This window comes from Pseudomonas sp. 32_A, assembly GCF_017490905.1.
Classification (GTDB): domain Bacteria; phylum Pseudomonadota; class Gammaproteobacteria; order Pseudomonadales; family Pseudomonadaceae; genus Aquipseudomonas; species Aquipseudomonas inefficax.
In genome coordinates, this window is sequence record NZ_JAFGYI010000006.1 from 39,501 (window position 1) to 55,631 (window position 16,131).

Here is a 16,131-nt window from a genome sequence, read left to right on the forward strand (position 1 = left end):
AGGCGTCATTGGCGTATCACCTCGTACCAAGCTGTATCTTCCCAATCCCAAAAACGTAGTACATCATCCAGTACATCCAACACACAGCGAGAGGCAATGTACTAGTGGCGCTCACGGACACCGCGGCCAGGCAGGCCAAGCCCCGGGAAAAGGGCTATACCCTTGCGGACTCGCTCGGGCTCACGCTGTACATCGCCGAAACCGGCGTAAAGAGCTGGCACTTCAGGTTCACCTGGCTTGGAAAGCAGGCCAGGATTTCCCTTGGGACCTACCCAGAGATCGGTTTGAAGGAGGCGCGTGCGCGAAGGGACGAGGCGCGCGAAGAGGTTGCGCAGGGAATAGACCCACGCGAATCAAGGAGGATGAAGAAGACAGAGCGCCTTGGCGCCCAGGAGAGGACATTCCGCCGCGTCTACGACGAGTGGCTGGAATTCAGGAAGGGAAGCCTGACCGAATCGACGGTCAAGATCATCTCGAATGCGATGGAGCTGGATGTACTGCCGGCGTTCGGCCTGCGCCAGATCGATTCGATCAAGCGGTCCGATGTGATCACGCTGATTCGCCGCATTGAGCGCCGCGGCTCGGTGACAACTGCCGTCAAGACCAGGCAGTGGATGGGGCAGGTTTTTCGGTATGCGATCGCCACCGGCATGATCGAGAACAACCCCACGGCGGAAATGCACACTGTCACTGAGAAAATGGCCCCGCACAAAAATCGGCCGTTCCTCGACTTCTCGGAAATGCCGACCATCATCAAGGCGATTGAGGAAAGCCAGTCAGGCCTGCAACTGCAGTGCGCCACCAAGCTGCTGATCCTCACTGCTTGCCGGCCGGCTGAGGTGCGCAAAGCCGAGTGGGCGGAAATCGACCTCGACACAGCGACCTGGTCCATCCCTGCCAGCAAGATGAAGATGCGCCGCGATCACGTGGTCCCGCTGTCGCGCCAGGCCGTCGAACTGCTGCGCTCGATGCTGCCGATCTCCGGCGGGATGAAATACGTGTTCCCCAACCGGTCCGATGCGGTACGGCCGATCGGCATCAACTACGCAGTAAACCTGCTGGACCGTTGCGGGTATACAGGCCGGCAATCGCCCCACGGTTTCCGGCACCTGTTTTCCACGGAGATGAACAGCCGTGGCTACAACAAGGACTGGATCGAGCGCCAGCTGGCCCACGCCGACAGCAGCGCCATCCGTGATGTGTACAACCACGCCACATATATAGAGCAGCGCCGCGACATGATGCAGGCCTGGGCCGACATGGTGCTGCCACCAAAGGGGTGATGGTCAGCCTAATCACTCGTGCCCTTGGAGCGCCCACAGCCTGGTCGCCTCTGCCAGCTCAAGCATGTCGGCCAGATCACCGTCGTCGACCTCCTTTCGGCGGTGCCCGGCATAGGCCATCTCGCTGAGGACGGCTGCGCGCCCATCAGGATCGGCCAACAGAGCATCAGCACAGACCGGTCCGCTGTTGGCAATGAGTCCGCGATCTAGCCATAGGATGTGGATTTGTTGACAGATAAACCGCGCAGCGCCACACCAAAGCCTATCTCCGCGCACTGAAAATGATGGCAATATGTTTCCTATTCGTTGAAGCATGCCAGCCCACTGGTGTAAGGTCCGCGCCTAGCAATCGCACAACTCTTGGAAAAATAAACCGCATGGATATCAAGCGCTCAATTCTTGCCGCTAGCCTGGCTATGGTTATCAACCAGGTGCAGGCTGAAGAACCCGCCGCCACCACTTCATCAGCCAGCTGCCCAGCTATCGGCGTGGCCGAGCGCACGCCACACGCCCCAGGACTATCCTATGCAACGAGCGGCAAATTCACACTGAGTGAAGATGGTATTGCACTGTTTGATTATGGAACCAACTACAACAACTTGGGCAAATGGGCAAATCCCTACTTCAATTCAAACTTTGCATACGCTTTATATCGCGACTGGCTGCAAACCAAATGCACCGATGAGGATTTAAAAAACAAGTTCCTTCGTGTAGCAGACTGGTACGTGGAGACTGCTGAGATCAAGAACGGGATGGCCCTGTGGACCTATCCATTCCGGAACCAATATTTTGATCTTGATCCAGGCTGGATTTCCGGAATTGGGCAGGCTCGTATTGCAGGCGTGCTTTACCGCGCCAATGCGGTATCCCCGAAAGAGACGTACAAAAAGACCGCCGACCTGGCCATGGAATCGTACACCCACGAGATCACCGAAGGCGGTGTCATCACTCGAGACAATGGCGTCACCTGGATTGAGGAAGCGCCAGACCCTAAAGGCCGCAGCTATAAGGTGCTGAACGGTCACATTACCGCCTTGGCTGGCCTGGTCGACATTTACGACATCACCAAGGACGAGCGCTGGAAGGACCTCATTCAGCAGGGAGAGGCTGCTGTATCTCGCGATCTGACCCAGTTCGACGGCGGATTCATTTCTTACTACTCGCTCGACTGGCCATCTCCTACTCGCCGCATGGCTGAACGGGGTGGGTACAACTCCCTCCACGTTGACCAGTTGCTTTGGATGTACGAATACTTCCAAGACCCGAAGTACCTGAAATGGGCTTCGCATTTCCAATCGTATGAAATGAACAGCGACAAATACTCGTCCACCTACTCCGTGAACGCTAAGACGAACGGCCCAGAGCGGGCGAAGGCAATCATGTTTGGTGCTTCTTGGACTACCAACGAATTTCCGACAACGTTTACGATCACGCCTGAAAAGCCAACCCGCGTGAAGGGAGTCGCTATTGACGCCCTGGATCACGCGCGCCGCCCTATCGACTTCACAGTCACTGCTTATATGAAGGGCCGGGAAGTAGCCAGGAAAGAGGTGGTCGGGAACGATAAACTCTGGACAGATGTTCTTTTCAAATGGCCAGTTCAGGCGGACAAAATAGACGTCACCTTCACCAAGGGTGACCGGATTACAGCCATCACTTCGATGATGGCCATTCGCAAAGACATCGAGCTTGCGCCGGTGACCAACCAATGCAATTACCGCCGAAAGTCGGGAACAAACGATATCGTCTACACCATCAATAGCGCGATGAGCGACGACCCGGCAGAGACTATGCCAGTTAGGTGCGATGGCTGGGTGTTCCTGCCCATGGAAAAGGGAAAGCCCTACCTTCGAGCCACTGCGCGAGGCGTGAAGGGCGCTGAGTTCACAGTTCTAGAAAGCTGGGACATGAAGAAGTGGAAAGTGGTGAAGCGTGTGCCGATCTCTTCCGGTGAGCCTGTCAGGATCAACGCGAAATATGCCAAGATCGAGTTCAAGCGCGAAGCGCATGAAATAACAGAGATCAGCACAGCAGTTAATTGAGCTGATAAGCCCACCCGATGAGGTGGGCTTTTTCTTTACCGAGGCGTAGACGCGCGCCAGAACACTCGAACAGTACCGGCTGCGCCAAAGTTGGCAAGGCTGCCAGTCTTGACGGTCAGGGTCACCGAGGATGCTGTTGGTGTGTTGCTGTTGCAGACGACTGCGGTTGCCCCGAGAGCAGTAGTGTTGACGTTCTCAGTAACAATTGGCGGGTCTTTAAAGATGCCAGATGGGAAGGTTACCACCGCGCTCGCAGAGGCCTGCGCGGTGGTAACAGGGATGTCTACGAATCCACCGATAGATACTCCCGTGACCTCGGTAGCAGTGTGAACCTGAGCGGCTTCACCTGGAGCCTCAAAGCCGGTCATGCTGGTCCGTGCAAATGCTGCTCCACCTGAGTTTGTGACGCGGACGGACTCATACCCTGACGCAGCTTGGGCGACTTGGGCGCCGTCGAGCTTCACCCGGGCATCGGTCGCAAGAGAGTTGCGTTGGATGATCTTGAACACGGACATCGCAGCGGGGGCATAGACAACCATGCCAGAGCAATCGAATGTTCCACCGATGGTGTCGGCCGCCGCGCTCGAGGTGTTATTGCCGCCGCAGTCGACAACCCCACGGGACGCGGCAGCGGGGTTTGTATCTGCATAGCAGCGAACGCCCGAGTAGTCTCGGTCGTAGCCAGTCATTTCAGCGTGATAGAAGCAAATCCCATCGTCAGCCGCGAACACGCGCCCCTTAACGGTGATGTGGTTGCCGCCGCCATCGAAGCCGCCGTAGATGTCTCCCTCGAAGGTGAAATATTCAGTGTTGCCGTGCGTATCAACCGCATGCGCCGATCCTTCGAAGGTAGTAGTTGCTGTTCCTCGGCACACAATGTCGCGACATGGAACGCTGCCAATATCGCCATACCCGCCAGTGGTAATACCGTGGCGCGAAGCCGAGAAGTAGCCCTCCATACGCATATGCTGGCAATTGGAGAAGACCAGGCCGTAGTCATTGCCAGTTCCGGACATGAGACCTTGCTCGGCCACTAGAGCTCCGCCCTCACCGTTGAAGCACTTTTCCAGTTCGATAGCTGACGAAGACTGCTTGCTGTAGCCCTTCAGACCGGTGATATCGAAGTCGATAAGGCGCTGCGCCCTTACAGCCATCACTGTTGGAAGGGTTTCGGGAGCAATGACCTTCAGCGATCCTTCCAGCTTGAACTTGCCGCCGTTCATCTTATAGATGTTCACCGCTGCAGCTGTGTACCCGGCGTAAAGAGGCTTGGTCAGGCGAACCTGCGTCGGGCTAGTCACGGCAGCTACACGGCAGTACTCGCCGGCTCGGTAGTAGCTGCGGAAGCTGGAGTAACTGAAGTCGGTCGGGTTGTAGATAACGAACACATCGCCAACATTCAGGCCGTGCGGAGCTGCAAACGTTAGGAGGTTGGCGCCTTTCAGGTAGTTGATGCTGAGTGCTGGCAAGGCCGAGAAGCTACCGCCGCCCAGTCGAACGGCGCAGGCATTCGGGAAGTTGCCGACCGTAACTGCGGCGCTGGCATCAATTACTACGTCGCCGAAGGTCCGCACCATGGTCCCGAATGGGAAAGCAACTTCTCCAGTGGCTGGGTATGTACCTCCGTTGATTCCGAGAGACCCGCCGCTTGCTGCCCAGGCTTGGATATTCCCGCCGAACTGCTCGGGAAATTTCAAGTTGCTGATGCGGTCGCCGACAGTCCAGCCATCGTGACCCAGCATCCTTGAGCCTTTAAGTGGGTCAAGTTTATTGGCGAGGTCCTGCACAACTCCAATGAACCCATTTGCACCAGCAAAGATTACATTCGCTGCATTGTTGATTGGACCTTGCCCGGTTGCCAGGATCGAGGCGATGAGATCCTGAACCCAGCTCTTCGTGGTTGCATCCTGGTTCTCTGTAGGATCACCAAGGTTCTTGATTTGGCGGCCTTGCGCATCGTAGTAATTCTTTCCGATGGGCCGAACCAGCGCCCGCGACAGGCCTGCGAACCCTTGCTGAATGAGCATGGTCAGACGGTCGAAGACGGTCTCATGCGTCTCGGCCAGGAATTTGCCCTGGTTGCGGAGGTCGGTTGGCTGAACCGGGTCCATGACTCGCGAAATAGTGAGTGATGCCCCGGCCACGCCGAGAAAGCCTGCGGCGTAGGACGACGTCAGCGTACCGCCATTCTGGGAGCCGGCGCCGGACAAAGTGTATTGCGCCCCCGTCAGGGTTTCCGATGTTCCATCTTGCTTGACCAGGACAGCCTCGATGTCGGAGTCCTGCAGGAAACGATATGGAATGGGGAACGCCGGTCCGCCGGATACGTATTCAACAACGCTATCAGTGGTCGATACGGTCAATTTTCAGTGCTCCAGAAATGCGAAAGCCCCGCACTTGGCGGGGCTCTCTTGGGTTTTGATTGGGCGGATGCGCTAAAGCCGGGCATGAAAAAGCCCGCTTCGGCGGGCTTGGATAGTCAGCGGGCTATTCCCAGCGGGTCTTGGTAGATCTGCGAAGGTCGAACCAGGAACTCCTGGCCGTTCTGCTGCCTGATCCTTTCCTCAGTCCTGCGCAGCGACCCCGGGTTCATGGCCTCCTGTACCGAGTACAAGAACAGATGATCTAGCGCGATCCGGGTGTAGAACAGGTTCATGAACGGGGTGTTGTTCTGGGCGAGGCGCAGGGCGGATGCAGCGGTGTCGTCGCCCTCCTTCGCCCGAGCCCACAGGTTTAAGGCATCGGCGACAGTGCCGAGGGCCGGACCGGCAGCTGATTCCAGGGCGGTGTTGCCAAAGCGGTTGGCCTCACCGAACAGGTAGTCGCCGAAGATTCCCAGCCCGCCGCCCTGCACCATTGCCGCCAACCAAGTCTTTGGATCATCCGCCGGCCGTGGCTCGCGGCCCTTGGTTACATCCTTGGATGCCATGGACAGATAGCCGAATGCCGTGGTCCAGAGCATGAGTTGAGCCAGCGCCAGCCGCTCGCCGTTACCATTGCGCAGGGCCTGAACCAGATCCCGGCCACCTCGGAAGCTATTGCCCAGTGCTGTCGGGGTGTAGCCGCGACCGTATAGCTCGCGCCCCAAGGTCTTCTGCATATACGCAGCCGGGAAGCTCTTGAACTGCGTAACGAATCGCAGCAGATCGCCCGGTACCGTGCCGGGCTGGGTGCCTTGGTTCATGATCGAGCGGGTACGCGCGTCGGGCTCCAGAACCGCATAGGTAACGCGGTCGTTGACGTAGGCGCGCAGGCTGCGCTCCAGGTCCTGGCGGGTTTCGCGGATCGCGCCAGCAGATACCGGGCGGTTACGCTCTGCCAGATACTGGCCAATACGCTCATCGCTGATGTTGGCGATGCCGTCCGGTGTCATGTAATCGCGGCCGTCCGCCATGCGCATGTCCATCTCGCGCAGCAAATCCCACTTGCCGGCATCGAGGTCGTATAGGCCCAATGCGCGCTTGAAGTCGCTGTTGAGCGAGCCCCAGGCCTTGCCTTTGCTCTGTGCCAAGTTGTGCGCCATCATCAGTCCGGCGCTTGCCTTGTTGGCGTCTGTCCACCAGGACAGTCCGTTGAGGCGGAAGAACTGGCTCATGCCGCGGGACATCTTGCCGCCGACCGAGTCATCGGCGGAGAAGCGGCGCATGATCTCGCCGCGCATCGAGTCGGCGTATACGCCATAGGCCGAAAGTATCTGCCTCTGCTCAGCGCTGCCTCGACCTTTGAGCAGGCCCGCCCCCATCTCGGCCAGGCTGCCCAGGAAGCTCTTCCCTTGGTACCGCATCTCGCTGGCCGCAACCGGCAGGTCGGTGAAGCTGGACAGCAGCGCGCCGCCGAGCTTGGACAGGGACTGCCACGCCCGGACGTTCGCCGCCACACGCGCCTGGGTGGCATTGCCCGGTATACGGGTCTGGCCGCTAACTTCCTTGAACCGATTGTCGATCACGCCTCGGCGGGCGGTATTGAAGTTGGCCAGGGCGGCCGGATCGCCACCGGCCCGAACATCTTCCTTGATGACGTCCATGGCCATGTTCAGGTTGGCCTCTGGGTTGGTGCCCAGGCGTCGCATCAGCGCAGTGTTCTGCCCAGAAAGATCAAGGCCGCGCAACACCGCTTCTCGCAGGTTCCCGGTGCCAAAGAGCTGGTTGTACTCATGCCATGCCACGCCATCCTTGAAATGCAGAACGCGCTCCTGGCTCAGCTTCTTGGCCAGGTTGGACGGCCCGCGGAAGCCGTTAGGCTGCTGACCGCTTGGTGACTTCAAGTGGTCACCGGATACCAGGCCGTCATAGACACCCTTGAGGAAAACCATGGGGTCGCCGCCCTCGCGAAACGTTGCCGTGTCGAGGCGCGGCAGGATCTCTTCTGCCCAGCGATCGAAGCCGGCAGCGCCGATCTTCTCGCTGTCGTGGCTCTGGCGGGCGATGTATCCGGGCAGCTTGCCGATACTGGCACCAGCGCGGTTGGCGTCGATTCGGGCGCCCTCCTGGTACTTCTGGATGATCTTGGCGATTTCCACCACCTGTGGGTTCAGGTCTTTGGTGTCCTGGTCCTTGCCGATACGCCACAGTGCATCAGCGATGTCTTGGTCAGAATCTCCACGGGCAAGCACAGCGGTCAGGTCGGCGCGATCCAGGTCGGCCAGCATTCCGCCGATATAAGCATCACCCAAGGCTTTCTGCTCAGCAGCTACCGACAACCGGGAGCCCTGGCGCGCAAGGTTGGTGCCCACAAGAAACGACTCGACGCCTAGGTCAGGACGGTCGGCGAACTGGTCACGGACGAAGGCCACAAGCCGGGCGCGGGCCCGCACGTTGATCAGCGCGTTGCGCTTCTCGATGATGGCGGCGTGCTCTGCCTGCTTGGCCAGCTCATCGGCAGCGCGCAACGCGGCCTGCTCGCTGCCCAACGCGCCTTCGCGGGCCATGATCTCCTGGGTTCTCCCGCGCAGCAGCTGGAAGATCTCCTGAATCTCGTTCGATTCCATGTCGCCGGCGGCTGCCCGCACTGCGTCGGCGCAAGGACTGATACCTGATGGAAGTGCCATCAACCTCTCCCCAGTTCACAGATAGCCGCGGCCCGGTAGGCCTTGGCGTATTGTTCGGCTTTTGCAGCTTCAGCATCGGCGGCGGCCAATTCGTCACGGCCTAGGGCCTCAACCTGGGCGCGCTGCTCTTCGGGAAGCTGCTCGAGCATCTCGCGGGCCATGGCTTCGTCCTCAGCCAAGGCGGCGCGGGCTTCCTCCAGATCGTCTGCAGCCTGGCCGTGTCCGTCCACGCGCCGGCTTTCGGCCTGCCCCTCTTGATCGACGCGCCTGGTCTGCGGACGCTTGAGGTACTCCAGCGCGCTGGCGGCCTTCGCCGGCTCGTCCAATTCGAACAGCTTGGCCACATCGATATCGCGGCCCGTCATGGCCTGAGCCACGGCGGTGCGAAGGGCATTGTCACGAATCGTCCAATCAGCGCCCTCGGCTGTCTCCCGGGCTGTGCGGATGGCCGCGCCCAGCGGTCGCTGCTGGTAGCCCTGCATGATTTGTCGGGCCCTGGCCTGTATCTGCGGCTGCAGGCGTTCCGGAACCTGCCCGCGCTCGATCAATCCCAGGTCACGGCGATCCAGCTCTCCGGCCCGGTTGCGCTCCAGCATGGTGTCGATCTCGCTGGTGCGCGCACGAATCTGCTCACGCTCTGCAATGATGGCGTCCCGTGCAGCCCGTTCGGCTTGCTTGCGGCTCAAACGCTGACCCTGGAAGACCTTGGCGCGGTCGCGGTAAGTCGCGTCCAGCGCCATATCCTGCGCCACTAGACCAACACGCTCAGCCTTGAGGTCTGCCACGTTGCCAACGCGCTCGCCGGCCAGTGATGGCCTTATCTCGTCCAGTGCCTGCTGCTCCGCCGATCGATATAACGACGCCTGATCTTCCTCCAACTGCCTGGAAAGTCCAGTGCGAAGGGCAAGGTCCGGGTCTTCGTCGAACATCCGGCCAAGATCGATGTTGCGGCCGGAATCTACAGGTCGCGCTGCTGCACCAGCATTCACCGACGTTTCAACCGGTGCCGCTTCTGTGGCCAGGCGACGGCGCAGCGCATCACTGACCGCGCCACCCACCGAATGCAGGCCGCCCCCCAGCAGGCCGCCCAAGGCGATGTTTGCCAGCGAGTCCGAAAGGCCGTATTCGGTCTGGTCCTGCTGGGCGGCCAGCAGCGGAAGCGGCTCAAGGATCGCAGCGCCCACGGAACCCTCAAGCGCACCAACGCCACCACGCACTGCAGCACGACCAAGCGGAGTAGTGGCGCCGGCCAGCAGCCGGGCGTAGCGCGCCTCACCCACCACCGGCACAAAAGCAGATGCGATGTTGAGCGGGTCCAGCAGCGAAGCAGCCAGGCTGCCCGCGATCTTGGTGGGCAATGAACCGCCGTTCGCCCTGGCCATGATCTGCTGCCGCGCCAGCTGCTCCTGGTGGCGCTGCATCAGGATTTCCAGCGCCCCTTGGCGAATGCCTTGGTCAGGGATCTTAATGTCGAGCCCGGCGCCTGCGACCTGGCTGCGCGCCTGCTCGGCGTCGATCAGCGGGGTTTCAGGCTCAAGCCGGCCAGCATTCGGAGCGAGATAGGATTCCGGCCCCATGACAACGGCCCGACCCTGGTTCTGCTGGTTGAGCTCTTCGAGGCGGAAAGCCGATGTGCTGGGGTTGGTCGAGAACGCTTCGTCGAACGCTGCACCAAACACGTCGCTGCTATCAGCCGGTACGTCCAGTAATGTGCGCCGGTCAAGCGCCGGGGCATCGCCTGCATAGATAGTCAATTATTGATCCCCAGGCCGCGTACTCGTCCGATGCGCGATGCATCGCTTTCCTGGCGGTTCAGGCCATCGGCTGTCAGTTCATCCCAGGTGCGGGTGATGGGTTTGCCATCCTTGCCCAGCAGGCGGTACCCATTGAGGGTCAGGCTCAGGCCGCTCTCGTCGTTGTTCGGCACCCATTGACCGCCGTCGATCACCGCCTCGCGCAGCTGCTCCAGGTTAACGTCGGCCGGCACGCCGCGCAGTCCAGGCAGCAGGGCGAGGTCATCAGCACTAATGTTGGCCAGGGCCCGGTCGGCACCGCGCTTCACTGCCGCAGTATCCAGGCTCTTGGGCACCCGGTAGGTGTCGAAGAAGTCGTACTTATCGTTCACCATGCCGTTCACTACACGCTGGGCAGCCTTCTCTGGGGTCATGCCCTGACGAACGTAGGAGAGCGCCGTCTTGGTGGCTGCGTCGTACATGGTGTTGAACGTCTCATCTCCGCCTGCCTGGCCCTGAAGGGATTGAGCGAAAGGCCCCATTGCGCTCTGGACTGCGGTGGCGACGTTGGCGGCAACGCCATTTTCGAGCCCCTTCTTGAGGTCTGCATCGCTGAGATTGGCAACCGATGCCATGCGCTCGGCCACGTCCTTCGGTAGCCCAGTAGCGATCACTTGCGCCTCGGGCGGCAGCTTCTTGCCAAGTTGCTGGGCTATGAGCGGGAAGTTGGCGCCCCACTGCGCCTGCTGCTGCTCGATCAGCGTGGCGGCATTCTCGCCGCCGGCCACCTGGCTATTGAATCCGGCTGCGATCTGATCGGCTGCCGCGTCGGGTAACAGTTTTGGCGACTGCACACCCAAGCGGCGCTGCTCGGCAATAGTCGCGTCGGCGTAGGCCTGGTATGCCTCTTGGGTGCCAGCCTGCTGTGCAGCGGCAAAGGATTCGCGAACGGATGGGCTATAGCGAGCAACATAGGCTGCCGGGTCATCCTGCTGCTGCTTCATCAAGCCAGTGGCCACAGTCGCCAGGCGCCGGTACAACTGGTCATCCTCCGCAAATCCGGAGCCAGCATTACCGCCTTGGGCCGGCTGGAACTTGGCCAGGATCTCCCGGCGTTCCTCCGGTGTAGCCGTCGCGAACTCGCGTATCGCCGGGGCCACGGCCTGAACCTTGGCGAACGATTCATAGGCTTGGCCGCCATTCTCACCATAGGCCGCGTTGAAGTCCGCGCGAGACGGCGGGTTGTCGAAGTCGAAGCCCTGCAGGTAGGCCGCTTGGGCGTCCTGCACGCGCGATTGAAGCTCTACCCTGGCAAAGGCCTGCAGCTGACGGGCTTCAACCTGGCGCTGCCTGGCCTCGGCCTCAAGCCGCCGGAAGCCCTGATCGATACCATTGGTGGCACGGATCTGGTCTTCAGCGGTCATGCCGTCCTTGAACTGCTCATAAAGGCCGCGTGCCTTCTGCGGGGAATCAACCAACGTCCGCTGAATCACCGTTTGAGACAGGCTGCTGTTCATCCGCTGGCGCTGAGCCTGCATTTCTTCTGGCGACCAGCCGTTACGGGCGCCGCGCAACTGCAGCACCGCATCCATCTTCGCCCGGTTCTGAGCCACGGCCTCAGGATCGTTGTAGTTCAGGGCTGCGCTGTCCATGGCCAGCTGAATAGACGACTTGTCGACATCGTCCTTGTACTGCTGCTGCTCGCCAAACTCGTAGCTGCCCAGCTTCGCCTCCAGGCTTCCTCGGCGCTGGAGCGAAGACTGGCGGAACATCTGGCGCTGCTGCTCGTTGGCAAGAGTGTCGTAGATGGCTTGCTGCTGCTTGTCGAAGTCGCCAAGGACGGTCTGGCTGATGTTCAGCGCAGCACTACCTTTGCGCGTGAACGCCCCGGTTTCCGGGTTGAACAGCGCGTTGTTCTGCCAGCTGCCCAGCTGGTTGTCGGCATTAAGCAGCGCTGTCTGGTTGGCGTCTTGGACCTCGCGTTGATGAACGTCAGCGAGATCTCCAGCAAGGCTGGACAGGCCCCGAGCCAAGCCCGAGGCATCAGTCGAGGCCTGGGCCACACGAGGCGCGTTGACGACCTCGGGAGCCACCCGGCGCATCTGGAGTTGTGGAATTCGTGCGGCCATGCTCAACCCCTGCTGTACATGTTGTAGGCCTGCCCTCCACCGGTCAGCAGCGAGCTGAAGGCGTTGAGACGGCGAGTTCGGAATTCTGCCTTGGCCTGCTTGATGCCCTCGTTACCCTGGTCAACTAGGCCCATGGCTTGGTTGAAGGCGTTCCGGCGAAGCTGGTCAGCATCCTGGCGGGCAATGTCCAGCGTGCCTTGCTCGATACGGCCGGCGGATCCCTGGCCTACCGCCACACCATTGGCTGCAAAGCCTGTCCGCTGGCTGGCGGCAGTCTGTCGGCCCTGTTCGTTCGACATGTCTGCAGCGAAGTCGCCCTGGCTGATCACGTCGCGCGCCTGGTCATTCAGGTAGCGCTGCTGGCGATTGGCGGCCTTGACCGCGTCTTTCCCCTGCTGAATCTGGGAGTACGCATTGAGCAGGCCACCGCCCGCCGCTGCGCCAGCCCCTGCTGCTGCGCCCATTACAGCCCCCTCAATGTCATTGGATGGAACAGTTCACCGTTGACCCCGTAGGGCACGGCGTCATGCATGTGGAACCCGAGCCAGCGCAGCCAGCGAAGGGCCTTCACATAGCGGGCATCGGTGTAGTTGATCAGCACCTGGTAACGCTGGCGCATGGCGGCAACCTCGCGGTCGCACTCGATCAGGAAGGAGCGGTGGTGCCGATCGATCTCCGTGGTGCTGATCAGCCATGGCACCCCGGTCTGCTCATCGAGCTTGATGTCGCCGAACATCGCGACCACCCGGCCATCCACCACGTAGGCCAGGGGCCTCACGCTCTTTTCCACCGAATAGCGCAGCTCCTGCTCTACGGTCAGGCCTCGGATGGCTTCGAACTCCAGCCGATCAGCCATGCGCGCATTGGCCACCGTCATTGCGATCAGCCGGTCATCAACCGGCAACATTTCAGCCACCGGACTGGACATTGGGCATGACCCCCAGAATGGTCAGCGGCAACGGGTCGGACTGGCGGATAAACAGGCGCCCGTAGTTATCCCACTGGCACTGGATCTCCATCTCGGCCCGGCCGGTCAGCAGCTCGATCGGCTCGCCGTAGTCTTCGTCGGCCCGCTGTTTGAACTCGTCCAGGTGCTCTGCATCGGGACCGGCGAAGATGCCGCGGCTTTCCTGGCAGATCACCACCACCTGGTTGATGCGCTTCTTGCTGCCCAAGAACGCCTGGTTGTTCTGCAGCGTGAGGTCCAGGGTTTCGAAGTCGGCGGTGATAGGTAGGCCGATATGGGCAATCAGGGTTGGACTGTCCAGCGTAATGGCGCCGCCGGTGACGACCTGCTGGGGCACGACATTGCCATCACCCAGAATGCTGACCGTCTTCCCTTCAAGGTGGCCAAGCCCGCTAACGGTTGTGGCTGCAATACCCCAACGGGTGGCGGATACACCTCGCAGCGATCCAGGTACGACGGTTTGAGGCTCCACGGTGACGACCGTGGCCGAGACGAACGCGGTGATTTTCACGGTCAGCACATCGCCAATGGCGTATTCGTTGCCGCCGCCATACATGATCACGCTACGGCCCACCATGCCCGCGTCGAAGGTGGCAACGGACACGGTAAACGTCAGGAGGTCCGGGTATTGCCAGGTGGTGCCACCACTCAGTACGGCGGTTCCGGTGCGGCGCCCGTCGTAGGTCAGACCGCAATCAACGAAGAAGGCCCGGTCGAACCAGTAATCGCCGCTGCCGAACTTGGTCAGCTGCCTGGTGGCCATGCGCTCGATGTAGCGCTTGGTAATGCCGTTGATAGTGCGCTTGACGATCAGGTACAGCGCGTCTTCGTCGCCCTCCGGCACCGAAGCCACAGACTCAACCTGACCGTCAGTGTCATGCCAGTGCCAGGCGTAGACCTGCTGGTCGGGCAGGAAGGTGAAGCCCAGCAGCATCCCGTCATTGCGAGCCATCCACAGAATGCCGTTGGGCTGCAGGGTGAAGGCCATGTCTTGGATGGTGAAGCCGCGCAGCAGGTGCGACGACAGCACGCTGACGTCTTGGGGCTGGAAGCCGTCCGAGACGTAGTTGTAAGCCAGCGTCGACAGCTTGCCACCGCGGGCCTGGATATATAGCGCCGTGTTGGCGTAAATCGCCGGCGGCACGTCGCTGGTGCCGAAGTAGCTCTGCTCGATCGCCGAGACGTTGGCAGCTGTGACCCCTGAATCGGTAGACCCGGTGATGGCGATCTCGGCGCCGGAGGTCATGGCCAGCAGTTCGCGCAACGACACCAGGTGACGGATCTGGTTGACCTGCCGGCTGGCGATGACGAACTCAATGCCGTCGTCGTCCTTGTTCGGGTCGGAATAGCCGAAGTTGTGGAAGTCCCCGGTGCGCGACATCCATACGGTTTGAGGGTTGGCCTTGCTGGCCGCGAACACCATGCGCTGCTGGTAGTAGCCGACCACTGATGGGTTGTTTCCATCAGCGAACGGGTTATACGCAATGGGCACGGTGTCATCGGTCTCGGGGGTAATGTTGATGTCGGTGAAGGTCGTGCCGGTGGCCTGGCCGATGAACCCGAACACGCCCGAAGACTTGTTCTTGTAGATGTTGTAGTGGTCGGCCCCGGCCGATGCCGTCCAGCTCAGGCTGGCCCCTGGCTTGTTGTCGAAGCTGTTCACCGTGGCGGTGTTGCTGGCGTTCGACTCGACCGAGCCCTCGGAAATGCTGCTGACGGCTGTCACCTTGTATTGGTACTCGGTGGTATCGCCCGAGCCACCCGTGCGTGCAGTTGCCGACAACCCGGTCGGCGCTGCGATGCTGGGCTCGAACACAATTGCCGTCAGGGTCCAGTTCGTTGGGCCGAGGCGAGAAAGCTCTCGCGGCGGATGATCCGGGTGAACAATGGTCAGCACATCGGCCGATTGGGTGAACTTCAGCGCCGACAGCTGCGCCGAGGTATACGGCGAAACGATCTCATAGGGCAGACCGCCGCTCACAACCTGCCCGCCCATGCTGATGAAGCGGATATACAGGTTGCCGAACTCCAGGATGTAGGTCTGTTCGGTCGAGAACTGGAACGGAATCAGCCGCGACTTGGCAGCACTGTTCTTGGTCTCGACGACGTAGCGCGTGCCGGATCGGTTTTGCGCGCCGCCCTCGGGCAGCACCTGATAGTTGCGGCAGGTCTTGAGCGCGGTGTAATAGCGGCCCAGGTCAACCCGTGCGTATGTGGCCGGCGACACTTCGCCAGCGCTGAAGGACGGTTGGATAACTTCAGTCATGCCCCGCGCCCCGTGATGAAGACCGATTCGCGCTGGTACTGGGTGGTGCCCTCGTTAAGCGCGGTAGCAGCGGCCTCCAGCACCGTGGCCTTGTACTGGCCAAAGCAGGCGCTGGTAATGCCGGCGTCCTTGGCCAGCGGCCCGGCGATCTCGCTGGCCAAGTACCAGGCCAGGGCCGACACGAAGATCGGGTCGAACAGCTCAGGCGAAGTGACCTTGAGCGTGTACTCCAGGGTAGCCGGGCTCACGCTGGTGCTGATCAGGCGCTGGCTCGAACCGTTTACCACCCGGAACGGGATGCGCGGCAGCTCAGGCATGTAGCACTCATAGCCAACCGGGATAGCGCCCTGCGGCCAGCCAGGGTTGACGATTCGGCGCACGCGCATACAGTCATTCGGCACGGCGTAGGCGTACTGAAAATCGGGGTTCGGGTTGTCGGCCACCTCAGCGAGCTGCGCAAAAGCGGTGGCGAAGCCCCAGTCGCAGTCGGCACGCAGCACAAAGTCGCGGCTGCTCTCGTAGAACTGCTTGCAGATCCTGGCCGGCTGGCTGTTTTCTTCCAGGTCATCGATGCGGGTGCCGTTGCCGATGCGGAAGATCGCCATGTTGCAGATGTCGATCACAGATGACATTGGTTGATGGCTCCATGAAAAAGGGCCCCGAA

The 16,131-nt window shown here is 60.8% G+C and carries 10 protein-coding genes and 1 pseudogene; 2 read left to right on the top strand and 9 right to left on the bottom strand.

The features are described from left to right. The first annotated feature begins 104 nt into the window (after positions 1–104). Positions 105–1,283, top strand: coding sequence for a tyrosine-type recombinase/integrase (locus J5M58_RS05610; RefSeq protein ID WP_207877421.1), 1,179 nt, complete (start codon positions 105–107; stop codon positions 1,281–1,283). 15 nt (positions 1,284–1,298) lie between these two features. On the opposite strand, the pseudogene J5M58_RS28435 reads toward J5M58_RS05610, so the two are convergent. After that, positions 1,299–1,478 (bottom strand): annotated as a pseudogene (locus J5M58_RS28435) (hypothetical protein); the annotation flags it as partial. A gap of 182 nt (positions 1,479–1,660) precedes the next feature. Here J5M58_RS28435 and J5M58_RS05615 point away from each other — a divergent pair. Further along, positions 1,661–3,325 (top strand): D-glucuronyl C5-epimerase family protein, encoded by a 1,665-nt coding sequence (locus tag J5M58_RS05615; RefSeq protein ID WP_207877423.1) that lies wholly within the window; start codon positions 1,661–1,663, stop codon positions 3,323–3,325. 35 nt (positions 3,326–3,360) lie between these two features. On the opposite strand, the gene J5M58_RS05620 is transcribed toward J5M58_RS05615, so the two are convergent. From J5M58_RS05620 to J5M58_RS05655, 8 genes are all read right to left on the bottom strand, one after another. Next, positions 3,361–5,688: a hypothetical protein gene (locus J5M58_RS05620; protein WP_207877425.1), complete on the bottom strand. Its 2,328-nt coding sequence runs from the start codon at positions 5,686–5,688 to the stop codon at positions 3,361–3,363. A 116-nt stretch (positions 5,689–5,804) separates the two neighbouring features. Then, positions 5,805–8,372 carry a hypothetical protein gene (locus J5M58_RS05625; protein WP_207877427.1) on the bottom strand — a complete coding sequence of 856 codons (2,568 nt, stop codon included), beginning with the start codon at positions 8,370–8,372 and terminating at the stop codon, positions 5,805–5,807. Beyond that, positions 8,372–10,126: a hypothetical protein gene (locus J5M58_RS05630; protein ID WP_207877429.1), complete on the bottom strand. Its 1,755-nt coding sequence runs from the start codon at positions 10,124–10,126 to the stop codon at positions 8,372–8,374. Before J5M58_RS05630 ends, J5M58_RS05625 begins: the two co-directional genes overlap by 1 nt. Next, positions 10,123–12,234 carry a hypothetical protein gene (locus tag J5M58_RS05635; protein ID WP_207877431.1) on the bottom strand — a complete coding sequence of 704 codons (2,112 nt, stop codon included), beginning with the start codon at positions 12,232–12,234 and terminating at the stop codon, positions 10,123–10,125. The genes J5M58_RS05630 and J5M58_RS05635 overlap by 4 nt, the downstream gene beginning before the upstream one ends. 2 nt (positions 12,235–12,236) lie before the next feature. Next, positions 12,237–12,698 carry a hypothetical protein gene (locus J5M58_RS05640; protein WP_207877433.1) on the bottom strand — a complete coding sequence of 154 codons (462 nt, stop codon included), beginning with the start codon at positions 12,696–12,698 and terminating at the stop codon, positions 12,237–12,239. Then, complete coding sequence (locus J5M58_RS05645) at positions 12,698–13,141, bottom strand: hypothetical protein (RefSeq protein WP_243432214.1); 444 nt, start codon at positions 13,139–13,141, stop codon at positions 12,698–12,700. Before J5M58_RS05645 ends, J5M58_RS05640 begins: the two co-directional genes overlap by 1 nt. Before the next feature lies 1 nt (position 13,142). After that, positions 13,143–15,467, bottom strand: coding sequence for a hypothetical protein (locus J5M58_RS05650; protein ID WP_207877437.1), 2,325 nt, complete (start codon positions 15,465–15,467; stop codon positions 13,143–13,145). After that, positions 15,464–16,099, bottom strand: coding sequence for a hypothetical protein (locus tag J5M58_RS05655; RefSeq protein WP_207877439.1), 636 nt, complete (start codon positions 16,097–16,099; stop codon positions 15,464–15,466). Before J5M58_RS05655 ends, J5M58_RS05650 begins: the two co-directional genes overlap by 4 nt. Positions 16,100–16,131: the final 32 nt, after the last annotated feature.

Bases quoted from the DNA above. Each gene is read 5' to 3' on its own strand.
- J5M58_RS05645 (WP_243432214.1), bottom strand. From the start codon at position 13,141: ATGTTGCCGGTTGATGACCGGCTGATCGCAATGACGGTGGCCAATGCG.
- J5M58_RS05640 (WP_207877433.1), bottom strand. From the start codon at position 12,698: ATGGGCGCAGCAGCAGGGGCTGGCGCAGCGGCGGGCGGTGGCCTGCTC.
- J5M58_RS05655 (WP_207877439.1), bottom strand. From the start codon at position 16,099: ATGTCATCTGTGATCGACATCTGCAACATGGCGATCTTCCGCATCGGC.
- J5M58_RS05615 (WP_207877423.1), top strand. From the start codon at position 1,661: ATGGATATCAAGCGCTCAATTCTTGCCGCTAGCCTGGCTATGGTTATC.
- J5M58_RS05635 (WP_207877431.1), bottom strand. From the start codon at position 12,234: ATGGCCGCACGAATTCCACAACTCCAGATGCGCCGGGTGGCTCCCGAG.
- J5M58_RS05650 (WP_207877437.1), bottom strand. From the start codon at position 15,467: ATGACTGAAGTTATCCAACCGTCCTTCAGCGCTGGCGAAGTGTCGCCG.
- J5M58_RS05625 (WP_207877427.1), bottom strand. From the start codon at position 8,372: ATGGCACTTCCATCAGGTATCAGTCCTTGCGCCGACGCAGTGCGGGCA.